Source organism: Mycobacterium sp. NGS27, assembly GCF_059813005.1.
Genome location: NZ_JCALDT010000001.1, coordinates 506,136 through 519,338, shown reverse-complemented (window position 1 = coordinate 519,338; position 13,203 = coordinate 506,136). Strand labels below are relative to the sequence as shown.

The window sequence follows — 13,203 nt, the reverse complement described above, 5'->3', positions numbered from 1 at the left end:
CCCGGTACGGGCTACAGCGAGAGGTACGTCCTCAGTTCGTACGGGGTGACGTGGCTGCGATAGTTGGCCCACTCCGTGCGCTTATTGCGCAGGAAGAAGTCAAATACGTGCTCCCCCAAGGTTTCCGCGACCAGCTCGGAGGACTCCATGGCGCGAAGCGCGCTGTCCAGGCTGGTCGGCAGCTCGCGATAGCCCATCGCGATGCGTTCCTCGGCGGTCAAGTCCCACACGTTGTCCTCGGCCTGCGGGCCAAGCACGTAGCCCTTCTCCACCCCGCGCAGTCCGGCGGCCAGCAGCACGGCGAAGGCCAGGTACGGATTGCACGCGGAGTCGGGGCTGCGGACCTCGACGCGCCGCGACGACGTCTTGTGCGGCGTGTACATGGGCACCCGCACCAGCGCGGACCGGTTGGCCGCACCCCACGATGCCGCGGTGGGCGCCTCGCCGCCGCCCACCAATCGCTTGTAGGAGTTGACCCATTGGTTGGTGACCGCGCTGATCTCCGAGGCGTGCTCGAGGATCCCGGCGATGAAGGACTTACCGACATCCGAGAGTTGCAGCGGGTCGTCGGGGCTGTGGAACGCGTTGACGTCACCCTCGAACAGGCTCATGTGGGTGTGCATCGCCGAGCCGGGATGCTGCCCGAACGGCTTGGGCATAAAGGTCGCGCGGGCGCCGTTCTCGATCGCGACCTCCTTGATGACGTAGCGGAACGTCATCACGTTGTCGGCCATCGACAGCGCGTCGGCGAACCGCAGGTCGATCTCCTGCTGGCCGGGCGCGCCCTCGTGGTGGCTGAATTCCACCGAGATGCCCATGAATTCCAAGGCTTCGATCGCGTGGCGGCGGAAGTTCGACGCGGAGTCGTGAACGGCCTGATCGAAGTAGCCGGCGTTGTCGACGGGATCCGGGGGCGTCCCGTCGTCGGGGCCCGGCTTGAGCAGGAAGAATTCGATCTCCGGGTGGACGTAGCAGGAGAAGCCCAGGTCGTTGGCCTTCTGCAGCTGCCGGCGCAGCACGTGCCGCGGATCGGCCCACGACGGCGATCCGTCCGGCATGGTGATGTCGCAGAACATCCGCGCCGAGTGGTGGTGGCCGCTGGGCGAGGCCCACGGCAGCACCTGGAAGGTGGATGGGTCGGGGTTGGCCACGGTGTCGGATTCCGAGACCCGCGAGAAGCCCTCGATCGAGGATCCGTCGAAGCCGATGCCCTCTTCGAAGGCGCCTTCGAGCTCGGCTGGGGCGATGGCGACCGACTTGAGGAAACCGAGCACATCGGTGAACCACAGGCGAACGAAACGGATGTCCCGTTCCTCGAGGGTGCGGAGGACGAATTCCTTCTGTCGATCCATATCCCGAACAGTATGCAACTGCTGTTAATTCTGTGTTACCGGATCAGTACGGATGTGCTGTGACCTGGCCTCGAGGTCGGACTCGAGCCGCTCTTGCGGACCGACCGCCCGTCTACGGGCGCTCCTCGATGACGCACTGAACGATCCCGTTGGCGAGCTGAGGGTTGAATCCCTTGTGGGAAACCTTTTGGGCTTCAGCAGCCGGTGTGACACCGGAATTGAGATCCTGCTTGATTTCGCCGATGAGCTGCAAGTTCTGCGGGTCGGCTTCCCCGATCGGTTCCGTAATCTTGCCCACGCAGCGGCGGTAACCGCTGAAATCAGCGTGAGCAGACGCGCCCATCAGCACAGCCGGGGCGATCAACAGGACGGCGACGGCTAGCCCGGCCGTGACAGCGAGATAGATGAAACGCATGGTCAGGGGAATACCCAGCCCTCACCCCGGATAATCAGCAAACGATTCGACGCCGATCGCGCGGTCCGGCGGTCGTCAGGGCTGGCAGCGGTAGGAGGCCGGCGGCGGCGTTCCGGCGACCAAATACCGGACGACGGCGTCGTCCACGCATTGGTGGCCGTTGAAAACCGCGGTGTGCTGCGTGCCGTCATAGGTGATCAGCGGCCCGCCGAGCTGGTGGGCCAGGTTCACGCCGGCCTGATACGGCGTTGCCGGATCATGCGTGGTGGAGACGACGACGACCTTGCCGGGCGCCATCGGCGGCGCGGCGTGCGGCGCCGACGTGGGCGGCACCGGCCACAGCGCGCAGACATCGCGGGGAGCGTTGCCGGTGAACTGCCCGTAGCTCAGGAACGGCGCGGCCTGGCGGATGCGCTGATCGGCACTCACCCAGCTGGCCTGGTCGGTCGGGTTCGGCGCGTCGACGCAGCGGATCGCGTTGAATGCGTCCTGGTCGTTGGAGTAGTGCCCGTCTTTGTCGCGGCCGTCGTAGTCGTCGGCGAGCAGCAGCAGGTCGCCCGCGTCGGTGCCGCGGGCCAGGCCGAGCAGGCCGCTGGTCAGGTATTTCCAGTGCGCGGGCGTGTAAAGGGCGTTGATGGTGCCGGTGGTCGCGTCGGCATAGCTCAGGCCGCGCGGGTCCGCGGTGCGACCGGGCTTGGTCGCCAGCGGGTTGACCAGCGCGTGGTATCGGTTGACGAATTGGGCCGGGTCGGTGCCCAGCGGGCAGCCCGGTGAGCGGGCGCAGTCGGCGGCGTAGTCGTTGAAAGCGGTTTGGAATCCCGCCATTTGGTTGACGTTCTCGTCGATCGGCCCGACGGTCGGGTCGATGGCGCCGTCGAGCACCATCGTGCGCACGTGGTTGCTGAACTTCTCCAGGTAGGCGGTGCCCAGCTCGGTGCCGTAGCTGTAGCCCAGGTAGTTGATCTGGTCGTCGCCCAGCGTTTGGCGGACGGCATCCATGTCGCGGGCGACCGAGGCGGTGCCGGCGTTGGCCAAAAACGCAGTACCCATCCGGTCGACGCATTGCTGGGCCAGCTGGCGGTAGAGCTGCTCGATGTGCGCCACGCCGCCCGGGCTGTAGTCGACCATCGGCTCACGCCGGTACGCGTCGAATTCGGCGTCGGTGCGGCAGCGCAGCGAGGGGGTCGAATGGCCCACGCCGCGCGGATCGAAGCCGACCAGGTCGAAATTGCGCCTGATTGAAGAGTCCTCGAGGTTCGGGGCCATCGAGGACACCATGTCGACCGCCGAGCCGCCGGGACCGCCGGGATTGACCAGAAGGGATCCGATCCGTTGTCCCGTCGCGGGTATCCGGATCACCGCCAGCTTGGCCTGCGCGCCGGCGGGGTTGCTGTAGTCGATCGGTACCGACACGGTGGTGCACTGCGCGGTGGGGATATCGCTTGTGTCACCGACGAATTGGCTGCAGCTGCCCCACCCTTGCGGCACCGCGGCCGACGGCGGATTCGGGGTCGGCGTCTGCCCGGCACCCGGTTCCGGCGTGGCACCGGCAGGGGGCGACACGACGACGCACGGACCGCTGACGATCAGCAAGGAGAACAGCGCCGAGCTCAACGATCTCAGGCGCGACATGGCTGTCATCGTTGCAGGCCCGGGTACCCGTGGCAGCGCGAAACGGTTACGCCTTGGTCTCGGCTGCCGGCGTCGCCGAGCGTGCACTGACGGCGAAGAATCGGCGAAAAGCTCGCCGTGAGTGCACGTTCGGCGCCGGCGGCCTGCCTAACACTTGGCGCCGTCGGGCGGAATGGAACCGCCGACCAGATACGCCGTCACGTAGTTGTCGATGCAGCCGTCGCCCTGGAAGACGACGGTGTGTTGAGTGCCGTCGTAGGTGAGCAGCGAGCTGCGCAGCTCGTTGGCCAGATCGACGCCGGCCTTGTACGGGGTGGCCGGATCGTGGGTCGTGGACACGACCACCGTGGGCGCCAGGCCGGGCGCGGAAATGGTGTGCGGCTTGCTGGTCGGCGGCACCGGCCAGAATGCGCAGGTGCCCAGCGGCGCGTTGCCGGTGAACTGCCCGTAGCTCATGAACGGTGCGACCTCGCGGGAGCGGCGGTCTTCGTCAATCACCTTGGCGCGGTCGGTGATCGGCGGCTGGTCGACGCAGTTGACCGCGACCCGCGCGTCGGTCGCGTTGGTGTAGTGGCCGTGCGAGTCGCGGCGCATGTACATGTCGGCCAGGGCGAGCAGGGTGTCGCCGTGGTGGTCGACGAGCTCGGAAAGACCGTCGGTCAGGTGATGCCACAGGTTCGGCGAATACAGGGCCATGATGGTGCCGATGATCGCGTCGCTGTAGCCCAGGCCGCGGGGATCGTTCGTCGGGACGGGCCGGCCGACCATGGGGTTGTTCGGGTCGACCAGCGGGTCGACCAGGCTGTGGTAGACGTCCACCGCCTTGGCCGGGTCGGTGCCCAGCGGGCAGGTCGGCTGCTTCGCGCAGTCGGCGGCGTAGTTGTTGAAGGCGTCCTGGAATCCCTTGGCCTGACGGAGGTCGGCTTCGATCTGATCGGCGTTGGGGTCGACGGCTCCGTCCAGGATCATGGCCCGCACGTTGTGCGGGAAGGCTTCCGCGTAGGCCGAGCCGATCCGGGTGCCATAGGAGTAGCCGAGGTAGGTGAGCTTTTCGTCACCGACCGCCGCGCGGATGGCGTCGAGATCCCGTGCGACGTTGACGGTGCCGACATTGGCCAGAAAGTCCTTACCCATCTTGTCGACGCAGCGACTCACGAACTGCTTCGTTTCGTCCTCCATGTGGGCGACGCCGGCCGGGCTGTAGTCGACGTTGGGCTCCGTGCGCAGCCGATCGTTGTCGGCGTCGGAGTTGCACCAGACCGCCGGCCGCGACGACCCCACCCCGCGGGGGTCGAAGCCGACGAGGTCGAATCGCTCGCGAACCTTCTTCGGCAACGACTGGACGACGCCCAGCGCCGCCTCGATGCCGGACTCGCCCGGCCCGCCGGGGTTGATCACCAGCGAGCCGATCTTGTCTCCGGTCGCGGGGAAACGAATCATGGCCAGCGTTGCCACGTCGCCGTCGAGGTGGTCGTAGTCGACCGGCACGGCCAGTTTGCCGCACAACGCGCCGGCGGGGAGTTTGACCTTGGGGTTCGCGGCGCGGCACGGCGTCCACTCGACGGCCTGGCCCAGCTTCGGCCCGGACATGACGGCGCGTCCCACCACGACGCGGACACAGCCCGCCAGCAGCAGCGCGACGGCAGCCATCGACGTCCAGATCAGCAGCGTGCGCGCGATATCGCCGCGGCGAGACAGCCCCATGCCAACCTATGCTGCCAGAGGAAACCTGAGATCATGATTAGCGGCACCCGCCGCCCGGTCACCCCGCGAGCGAGCAACTCCTCCCTCCCCCGGAACCGGCGCGCATGGTATGTCTCACACCGCCGCGACGGTGCGACCGCGTAAAAGAAATGGCAGAATCAGAGGGTCAAACGAACCCGGGGACCTTCAAAGGCCTCGAGGATCGAACCGACCACCCTTAGGGACAATGATGTCTGAGCACAACGTTTACGGTGCCAACTCGCCCGCGCAGCCCGAAAAGGCGAGACCCAAGATCCGCACCCATCACCTGCAGAAGATGAAGGCCGAAGGCCACAAGTGGGCCATGCTCACGGCCTACGACTATTCGACCGCCCGCATTTTCGACGAGGCGGGCATCCCGGTCCTGCTGGTCGGCGACTCCGCGGCCAACGTGGTCTACGGCTACGACACCACCGTGCCCGTGTCGATCGACGAGTTGATTCCGCTGGTGCGCGGCGTGGTGCGGGGTGCCCCGCACGCGCTCGTCGTCGCCGACCTGCCGTTCGGCAGCTACGAGGCCGGGCCCGCCGCGGCCCTGGCCGCCGCCACCCGGTTCATGAAGGAGGGCGGCGCGCACGCGGTCAAGCTGGAGGGTGGCGAGCGGGTGGCCGAGCAGATCGCTTGCCTGACCGCCGCCGGCATCCCGGTGATGGCGCACATCGGGTTCACCCCGCAGAGCGTCAACAGCCTCGGCGGGTTCCGGGTGCAGGGACGCGGTGACGCGGCGGAGCAGACGGTGCACGACGCGATCGCCGTCGCCGAGGCCGGCGCGTTCTCCGTCGTCATGGAGATGGTGCCGGCCGAGCTGGCCACCCAGATCACGGGCAAGCTGACCATCCCGACCATCGGGATCGGCGCCGGACCGAACTGCGATGGCCAGGTGCTGGTTTGGCAGGACATGGCCGGTATGAGCGGCGGCAAAGCGGCCCGCTTCGTCAAGCGGTTCGCGGACATCGGTGGGGAATTGCGCCGCGCGGCAACGCAATATGCCCAAGAGGTGGCCGCCGGGGTGTTCCCCGCCGACGAGCACTGCTTTTAGATCCACCCCTGGCGCGTCAACGCGCTAGTTTGCACGCTCCTGGCTGCGATTCACGGTCAGCGCCTGGTTGACCACGTTATTGCCGTCGCAACCGAACCGCTGAAAAGCGTTGCGGTACATGGATGTACGATGGCTCGCGGGGGCGATCCGAACTATCAGGGGTGGACCACATCGACCGGGGGAACCGCGGTGGCTTCGTGCACCGTCGCATGGTGCTGACGTTGCCGCTGCTGATGGCGGGAGGCATGGCTTTGGCCCCAACACCGCGGGCGTCCGCCGAACCGCCTCGGACCTCGCCGCAAGCAAGCAGGTGGACTCCCGAGCGCGCCAACCGCTGGTATCAGGCGCAAGGCTGGCCGGTCGGCGCGAACTACATCACCTCCAATGCCATTAATCAGCTGGAGATGTTCCAGCGCGAAACCTTCGACCCCCGGCGCATCGACACCGAACTGGGCTGGGCGCGGGTCAACGGGTTCAACGCGATCCGGGTCTTCCTGCACGACCAGCTCTGGGCGCAGGATCATCGCGGGTTTCAGGGCCGTCTGTCCCAGTTCGTCGACATCGCCGCCCGTCACGGCATCAAACCGCTGTTCGTCTTGTTCGATTCGTGCTGGGATCCGTTCCCCCAGGCGGGTCCACAGCGTGCGCCTCGGCCGGGCATCCACAACTCCGGCTGGGTGCAGAGCCCGGGCGCGGCGCGCCTGGACGATCGCGGCTACCTGCACACCATGCGCGGCTATGTCACCGGAGTACTGACGCAGTTCCGCGGTGACGATCGCATCCTGGGCTGGGACCTGTGGAACGAGCCCGACAACCCCGCCGACGCCTACGCCTCGGTCGAACGCAAAGACAAGGTGGACCTGGTCGCCCAGTTGCTGCCCCAGGTGTTCGAGTGGGCGCGGCTGGTTGATCCCTGCCAGCCGTTGACCAGTGGCGTCTGGCACGGCGAGTGGGCCGACGTGGGACGCCGCAGCGTCATCAGTGGCATCCAGCTCGACAACTCCGACATCATCACGTTCCACAACTATGGCGAGCCGGCGGAGTTCGAGAGACGCATCGCCGAGCTCGTCCCGCTGGGCCGCCCGATCCTGTGCACCGAGTACATGGCCCGGCCACTGGGCAGCACGGTGCAGGGCGTCCTGCCGATCGCGAAGCGTGCCGGAGTCGGCGCGTTCAATTGGGGTCTGGTCGCCGGAAAGACGCAGACCTTCTTCCCCTGGGATTCCTGGGACCACCCGGACCCGGACCCGGCGATGCCGCAGGAGTGGTTTCACGACCTGCTGGGTCCGGACGGACGGCCATTCCGCGACGCCGAGATGCAGACGATTCTGGAGTTGAGCGACCTGGCGATGCACCTGCAGCCGCCGCCACCACCGGCCGGCTGAGGACGATCGGTCAGCGGCCGCCGTTACGGCTGGGCGCCTCACTGACCGTCCGATCCGCGGCGGGCGCGTCGCTTCGGTATGGCAGGCTATGGGTGCTCATCTCCCACCGTCCACCATGTTCACGGCCGCCGTGACGCGTCCGCAACGGAGCCGAAGAAGATGCCTGCAAAAGCGCCGCAGCCCTCGCGTTATCTCGAGGTCGAGCGCAAGTTCGACGTAGTGGAATCCACCGTGTCACCGTCGTTCGACGGGATCGCCGCGGTTGCCCACGTCGAGAAGTCGCCGGCGCACACCCTGGACGCGACGTACTTCGACACCCCCATCCACGATTTGGCGCGCAACAAGATCACACTGCGCCGCCGTACCGGTGGCTCGGACGCGGGCTGGCACCTGAAGCTGCCGGCCGGTCCGGACTCCCGAACCGAGGTCCGCCTCCCGCTGGACGCCTCGGGCGGAAACGACTCGGTGCCCAACGAGCTGACGGATGTGGTGCTGGCAATCGTCCGCGACCGTCCGATGCAGCCGGTCGCGCGCATCACCACCCGGCGCGAGAGCCAAGTGCTCTACGACGCCGCGGGCACCGCGCTGGCCGAGTTCAGCAACGACCATGTCACCGCGTGGTCGACCCGCGGATCCGACGACACCGACTCGGCGCCAACCGAACAGGAATGGCGGGAGTGGGAATTGGAGCTCCTCGAAGCGAGCGGGCTCGCGAACGGGACAGCCGGCGTTGAGCTGCTGAACCGATTGGGCAACCGGCTGTTGGACGCCGGCGCCGTACCGGCGGGTCACGGGTCCAAGCTGGCGCGCGTGCTCGGCGCCGCGCCGCCCGACGGCGCCCAGCCGTCCGAGGATCCGCTGCAGCGCGCGATCGCCGAGCAGGTTCGCGAGCTTGTGGTGTGGGATCGCGCCGTTCGTGCCGACGCCCACGACGCCATTCACCAGATGCGGGTGACCACCCGCAAGCTGCGCAGCCTGCTGCGCGACTACCAGGAGTCGTTCGCCCTGCCCGACGAGGGGTGGGTCATGGACGAGTTGCGGGAGCTCGCCGGAATTCTGGGTGTGGCCCGCGACGCCGAGGTGCTCGCCGAGCGATACGAGCGCGGTTTGGACGCGCTCGCACCGGAATTGGTGCGCGGACCGGTGCGCGAACGCCTGGTCGGGGGTGCCCAGCGGCGCTACCAGATCGGGCTGCGCCGGTCCTTGATCGCCATGCGGTCGCAGCGATACTTCCGCCTGCTGGACTCCCTCGATCTGATAGCGGCCGAGACCCCCGGCGCCGCCGTGGTCGACGAACAGGCCCCGGTAACCATCGACGCCGCGTATAAGAAGGTACGCAAGGCTCAGAAGGCCGCCGCGCGGGTCGACCGAGAACACCCGGACGACCGGCACCAACGCGACGAGGCAATACATCGAATCCGTAAGCGCGCCAAGCGACTTCGCTATACCGCCGCCGCCACCGGCGCCGTCGGGGTGTCCGAAGAGGCCAAGGCGGTGCAGTCGCTGCTCGGTGACCATCAAGACAGCGTCGTCAGCCGCGAGCATCTGCGTCAGGAGGCCGAAGCCGCGCATGCCGCCGGCGAGGACACCTTCACCTACGGGCTGCTGTATCAGCGCGAGGCCGACTTGGCCGACCGGTGCCGCGACGAACTCGACGACGCCTTGCGCAAACTCGCCAAGGCGGTCCGCAAGGCGGGGCATTAGGAGGCGGACGAGTTGGCCTGTAAGCCGGATTCTGTTCCCCGCCGCCGCGCATAAGCAACGGCGGCGCGGCGGCGACCATCCATCTGGACACACCGTCACCGGGTGCCTCGAGCGGCCTACCCGCAGGCTCGGGCGAGCAGCCCTCGAACGCCTGCGCGGCCGCACCTTCCGGTGCGGCCTTCTTGGCCTTGCTTCGGGTGGGGTTTGCCTAGCCACCCCGGTCACCCGGGATGCTGGTGCGCTCTTACCGCACCGTTTCACCCTTACCACCGCGGGGGTGGCGGTCTGTTTTCTGTGGCACTTTCCCGCGAGTCACCTCGGATTGCCGTTAGCAATCACCCTGCTCTGTGAAGTCCGGACTTTCCTCGAACCGCTTGCGCGGTCCGCGGCCGCCCGGCCAACTCGTCCGCGACGAACCACGGTACTACCTGCGGCATGCCGGTGCCAGCAACAACCGCTTGCGCGGCTCTATGGTGGACCAGATGGACCAGTGGAAAAAGCGCGTCGACACAGGCGATTGGGACGCCATCGCCACCGCGGCCGACGAATACGGCGGCGCGCTGTTGCCGCGGCTGGTCACGCCCGCCGAAGCGGCCCGGCTGCGCAAGCTCTACGCCCACGACGACCTGTTCCGCTCGACCATCGACATGGCGCCCAAACGCTATGGCGCAGGCCAATACCGCTATTTCCGCGCGCCCTATCCCGAACCGATCGAACGGCTCAAACAGGCGCTCTACCCCCGGCTGCTGCCGATAGCGCGCGACTGGTGGGGCAAGCTCGGCCGGGAAGCACCTTGGCCGGACAGCCTCGACGACTGGCTGGCGACCTGTCACGCGGCCGGCCAGGGTAGATCGACCGCGCTGATGCTGAAATACGGTGCGGGCGACTGGAATGCGTTGCATCGGGATCTGTACGGTGAGTTAGTTTTTCCGCTCCAGGTGGTCATCAATCTTAGCAATCCCGAAACCGACTACACCGGCGGCGAGTTCCTGCTCGTCGAACAACGGCTGCGGGCCCAATCCCGCGGCATGGCAACACAACTGCCGCAGGGACACGGGTATGTGTTCACCACCCGGGAACGACCGGTGCCCTCGGCCCGGGGTTGGTCCGCGGCGCCGGTGCGCCACGGCGTCTCGGTCGTTCGCTCCGGTGAGCGTTACGCCATGGGGCTGATTTTTCACGACGCGGCGTAGGCGGGCTAGCCGGATCGTCGCAGGATCATCACGTTGTCGGCCATGGTGCCGACTTCCCCATTCGGACCCACCATTTCTCGCTCGACGGCCTCGGTGCGCACCCGCGTCCAGCGCGGCGCGTTCAGGTGCAGCGACGCGAGGACCTCCTCAATGTCTTCGAAGTGGTGATCGTGATGTTCCGCCCACGGCGGGGGCGCTCCGTGGTCGACGATCAACAGCACACCGCCGCGATTCACGCGCTCGGCCGCCCGTTGCAGTACCCCGTCACGCTCCAGTCGCGCCGGCGAGTGCAAGTACTGCGCGGACACCAGGTCGAAGGTCCCGTCGGGGAAGCTCTCGTTGAGGTCATGCCGCTGAAAGTCGATGTGAGCGAGCATGTTCCGAGCCGACGCAGCCTGGGTGGCGCGCTGCAACGCGGTGGCCGAGATGTCGACGGCCACCACTTCCCAGCCCCGCTCGGCCAGCCATAGCGCGTCGGCCCCTTCCCCGCAGCCCAGATCGAGGGCCCGGCCGACCGGCAGATCGGTGGCCGCCTCGGCCAGGCGGGGATTGACCCGTCCGCTCCACACCCGCTCCGCCGAGCGGTAGCGCTCCTCCCAGAACCGCTGGGCATCATCTGATTTGCATGAATTCTCCACACCGCGAGCTTGCCCACCCGGCACGGCGTTTGCCAAGCTGAATTGCCATGCAGGCAAAAAGCACACCCGACATCGACCTCCTGGTGCGCCGGCGACTACGAGAACTGCGCGTGCAGCGCGGCCTCACGCTGCAAGAGGTGGGCGAGCGCGCCGGGATCGACGTCTCGACACTCAGCCGCCTCGAATCCGGGAAGCGCCGGCTGGCACTGGATCACCTGCCGCGCCTGGCCCGGGCCCTGTCCGTCAGCACCGACGAGCTGTTGCAGGCGCCGCCCACGCCCGACCCGCGGGTGCGCGGGACCGCGCATACCCACCACGGCGTCACCTACTGGCCGCTCACCCGCCAGGGCCCCGCCGGGGGCCTGCACGCATTCAAGGTCCGGGTCAGCGCGCGGCGCCGCACCCCGCCCGCCGAGCTGCCGGTACACGAGGGCCAGGACTGGATGTATGTGCTTTCCGGCCGGATGCGGCTCATCCTGGGCGAACGCGACTTCACCATCGACCCCGGCCAAGCCGTCGAGTTCTCGACGTGGACGCCGCACTGGTTCGGTGTGGTGGACGGGCCGGTGGAGGCCATCGTCATCTTCGGACCGCACGGCGAGCGGCTCCACCTGCATAGTTGACCCGTATTAGCCCATTGCCCAATAGGCGCGTCGGTGCCAGGCTGACCGCATGACAGAAGCCGAAAGTTTCGTCGATCAGACGCGGACGGGACTCGCGGAGCCGCAACCGATGTATAAGGCGCTGCGCGAAACCAGCCCCGTATTCCGGTCGCCGCAGGCGGTCGTTCTCAGCCGCCTGGCCGACATCGAGATGGCGCTCAAACACACCGAGCTGTTCTCGTCGAACATGGACGCGGTCGACCTGGGTAACGTGCGGCCGCTGATCCCGCTCCAAATCGATCCGCCCGAGCATGCGAAGTACCGGCGCATTCTCGATCCCCTCTTCACTCCGCGGGAGATGGCCCGACGCGAACCAGGCGTCACCGAGCTGGTCAACGAGATGATCGATCGCTTCGCCGACCGGGGCGAGTGCGACTTCCACACCGAGTTCGCGGTGCCGCTGCCCTGCACCGTCTTTCTGCAGCTGCTCGGCTTGCCGCTCGACGACCTCGACAAATTCCTGGTGTGGAAGGACGGCGTGATCCGCCCGGAGGGCGACTCCGGTTTCGACCGCCGCCACGAAAGCTCGGCGGGCATGGCCCAGCAAATCTACGAATACTTCGACCGGGCCATCGACGACCACATCGCCAGCCCCCGCGACGATGTGTTGTCCGCAATGATCGCGGCGAACTTCAAAGAAGACGCGGCCCAACCGCTGTCGCGCGACGAGCTGCTCGACATCTGCTTCCTGTTCCTCATCGCCGGACTGGACACGGTCACCGACTCGCTCGACTGCTTCTTCGTGTACCTGGCGCGCCACCCCCATCACCGTCGTCAACTTGTCGAGCGGCCCGACGTCCTGCCCGGTGCGGTCGAGGAGTTGTTGCGTTGGGAAACACCTGTGCCCGGCGTCGCCCGGGTCGCCATCCAGGACGTCGAGGTCGGCGGGTGTCCGATCAGCAAGGGCGAACGGGTCAGCCCATTGCTGGGGGCGGCCAACACCGACCCGGCCGAGTTCCCCGACCCGGAGCTGGTGGACTTCACCCGCAACCCCAACCGGCACCGGGCGTTCGGCGGCGGGCCGCACCGTTGCCTCGGCTCGCACCTGGCCCGCATGGAGCTGCGGGTGGCGCTGCGCGAATTCCACCGGCGGATACCGGATTACGAGATCAAGCCCGGCGCCGAGCTGTCCTACACCGCGGCGCTGCGCTCGGTCGAGTCGCTGCCGCTGGTCTTTCCGGTGTCATGACCCGCGTAGCCGTCGATCCCGACCGCTGCACCGGGCACGGACGCTGCTACACCCTGGCGCCCGACGTCTTTGACGCCGACGAGGTCGGACATTGCGTGGTGCTCGTCGACGAGGTGTCCGGCGAGCTGGAATCGCAGGCCGTCACCGCCGAACAGAACTGCCCCGAAAGTGCCATCACGCTGGGTCGTTGACGCGTGGGTCCGAGGCCAAACGTCGGCTGTGGCATCGCGCTAGAACACGCCGCGCCGGGG

Annotated in this window: 12 protein-coding genes and 1 other RNA gene; 7 read left to right on the top strand and 6 right to left on the bottom strand. The window is 67.5% G+C overall.

Annotation, left to right across the window (positions count from 1 at the left end; translation table 11 throughout):
- Nucleotides 1-11: 11 nt before the first annotated feature.
- From glnA to AC5Y30_RS02130, 4 genes are all read right to left on the bottom strand, one after another.
- Entirely contained in the window at nucleotides 12-1,352 is a 1,341-nt protein-coding gene (gene glnA, locus AC5Y30_RS02145; RefSeq protein ID WP_499915889.1) for a type I glutamate--ammonia ligase, read from the bottom strand.
- A gap of 112 nt (nucleotides 1,353-1,464) precedes the next feature.
- Nucleotides 1,465-1,767, bottom strand: a complete 303-nt coding sequence (locus AC5Y30_RS02140) for a hypothetical protein (protein ID WP_499915887.1) — start codon at nucleotides 1,765-1,767, stop codon at nucleotides 1,465-1,467.
- A 75-nt stretch (nucleotides 1,768-1,842) separates the two neighbouring features.
- Nucleotides 1,843-3,408 carry an alpha/beta hydrolase gene (locus tag AC5Y30_RS02135; RefSeq protein WP_499915885.1) on the bottom strand — a complete coding sequence of 522 codons (1,566 nt, stop codon included), beginning with the start codon at nucleotides 3,406-3,408 and terminating at the stop codon, nucleotides 1,843-1,845.
- 138 nt (nucleotides 3,409-3,546) lie between these two features.
- Nucleotides 3,547-5,103, bottom strand: a complete 1,557-nt coding sequence (locus tag AC5Y30_RS02130; RefSeq protein WP_499915883.1) for an alpha/beta hydrolase — start codon at nucleotides 5,101-5,103, stop codon at nucleotides 3,547-3,549.
- A 229-nt stretch (nucleotides 5,104-5,332) separates the two neighbouring features.
- Between AC5Y30_RS02130 and panB the strand changes: the two genes are divergently transcribed.
- From panB to AC5Y30_RS02115, 3 genes are all read left to right on the top strand, one after another.
- Entirely contained in the window at nucleotides 5,333-6,181 is an 849-nt protein-coding gene (gene panB, locus AC5Y30_RS02125) for a 3-methyl-2-oxobutanoate hydroxymethyltransferase (protein WP_499916732.1), read from the top strand.
- A gap of 197 nt (nucleotides 6,182-6,378) precedes the next feature.
- On the top strand, nucleotides 6,379-7,566 hold the full coding sequence (locus AC5Y30_RS02120) for a glycoside hydrolase 5 family protein (RefSeq protein ID WP_499916730.1): 1,188 nt from the start codon (nucleotides 6,379-6,381) through the stop codon (nucleotides 7,564-7,566).
- A 159-nt stretch (nucleotides 7,567-7,725) separates the two neighbouring features.
- Nucleotides 7,726-9,270, top strand: a complete 1,545-nt coding sequence (locus tag AC5Y30_RS02115; protein WP_499915881.1) for a CYTH and CHAD domain-containing protein — start codon at nucleotides 7,726-7,728, stop codon at nucleotides 9,268-9,270.
- Nucleotides 9,271-9,274: 4 nt separating this feature from the next.
- Here AC5Y30_RS02115 and rnpB read toward each other — a convergent pair.
- Nucleotides 9,275-9,675, bottom strand: an RNA gene (rnpB, locus tag AC5Y30_RS02110) — RNase P RNA component class A.
- A gap of 77 nt (nucleotides 9,676-9,752) precedes the next feature.
- Between rnpB and AC5Y30_RS02105 the strand changes: the two genes are divergently transcribed.
- Nucleotides 9,753-10,463: a 2OG-Fe(II) oxygenase gene (locus AC5Y30_RS02105; RefSeq protein WP_499915879.1), complete on the top strand. Its 711-nt coding sequence runs from the start codon at nucleotides 9,753-9,755 to the stop codon at nucleotides 10,461-10,463.
- A 5-nt stretch (nucleotides 10,464-10,468) separates the two neighbouring features.
- Here AC5Y30_RS02105 and AC5Y30_RS02100 read toward each other — a convergent pair whose 3' ends face one another.
- Entirely contained in the window at nucleotides 10,469-11,101 is a 633-nt protein-coding gene (locus AC5Y30_RS02100; protein WP_499915877.1) for a class I SAM-dependent methyltransferase, read from the bottom strand.
- Nucleotides 11,102-11,148: 47 nt separating this feature from the next.
- On the opposite strand from AC5Y30_RS02100, the gene AC5Y30_RS02095 reads away from it, so the two are divergent.
- The 3 genes from AC5Y30_RS02095 to AC5Y30_RS02085 are packed head-to-tail and all read left to right on the top strand — an operon-like array spanning nucleotide 11,149 to nucleotide 13,143.
- Entirely contained in the window at nucleotides 11,149-11,724 is a 576-nt protein-coding gene (locus tag AC5Y30_RS02095; RefSeq protein ID WP_499915875.1) for a helix-turn-helix domain-containing protein, read from the top strand.
- A gap of 49 nt (nucleotides 11,725-11,773) precedes the next feature.
- A complete protein-coding gene (locus tag AC5Y30_RS02090) occupies nucleotides 11,774-12,952 on the top strand; it encodes a cytochrome P450 (protein WP_499915873.1) in 1,179 nt (392 codons plus the stop codon).
- Nucleotides 12,949-13,143: a ferredoxin gene (locus tag AC5Y30_RS02085; protein ID WP_499915871.1), complete on the top strand. Its 195-nt coding sequence runs from the start codon at nucleotides 12,949-12,951 to the stop codon at nucleotides 13,141-13,143. Before AC5Y30_RS02090 ends, AC5Y30_RS02085 begins: the two co-directional genes overlap by 4 nt.
- The last annotated feature ends 60 nt before the right edge of the window (nucleotides 13,144-13,203 follow it).

Excerpts from the sequence above, each read along its gene's own strand:
- glnA (WP_499915889.1), bottom strand. The coding sequence starts at position 1,352 with ATGGATCGACAGAAGGAATTCGTCCTCCGCACCCTCGAGGAACGGGAC.
- AC5Y30_RS02140 (WP_499915887.1), bottom strand. The coding sequence starts at position 1,767 with ATGCGTTTCATCTATCTCGCTGTCACGGCCGGGCTAGCCGTCGCCGTC.
- AC5Y30_RS02135 (WP_499915885.1), bottom strand. The coding sequence starts at position 3,408 with ATGACAGCCATGTCGCGCCTGAGATCGTTGAGCTCGGCGCTGTTCTCC.
- AC5Y30_RS02130 (WP_499915883.1), bottom strand. The coding sequence starts at position 5,103 with ATGGGGCTGTCTCGCCGCGGCGATATCGCGCGCACGCTGCTGATCTGG.
- panB (WP_499916732.1), top strand. The coding sequence starts at position 5,333 with ATGTCTGAGCACAACGTTTACGGTGCCAACTCGCCCGCGCAGCCCGAA.
- AC5Y30_RS02115 (WP_499915881.1), top strand. The coding sequence starts at position 7,726 with ATGCCTGCAAAAGCGCCGCAGCCCTCGCGTTATCTCGAGGTCGAGCGC.
- AC5Y30_RS02105 (WP_499915879.1), top strand. The coding sequence starts at position 9,753 with ATGGACCAGTGGAAAAAGCGCGTCGACACAGGCGATTGGGACGCCATC.
- AC5Y30_RS02095 (WP_499915875.1), top strand. The coding sequence starts at position 11,149 with ATGCAGGCAAAAAGCACACCCGACATCGACCTCCTGGTGCGCCGGCGA.
- AC5Y30_RS02090 (WP_499915873.1), top strand. The coding sequence starts at position 11,774 with ATGACAGAAGCCGAAAGTTTCGTCGATCAGACGCGGACGGGACTCGCG.
- AC5Y30_RS02085 (WP_499915871.1), top strand. The coding sequence starts at position 12,949 with ATGACCCGCGTAGCCGTCGATCCCGACCGCTGCACCGGGCACGGACGC.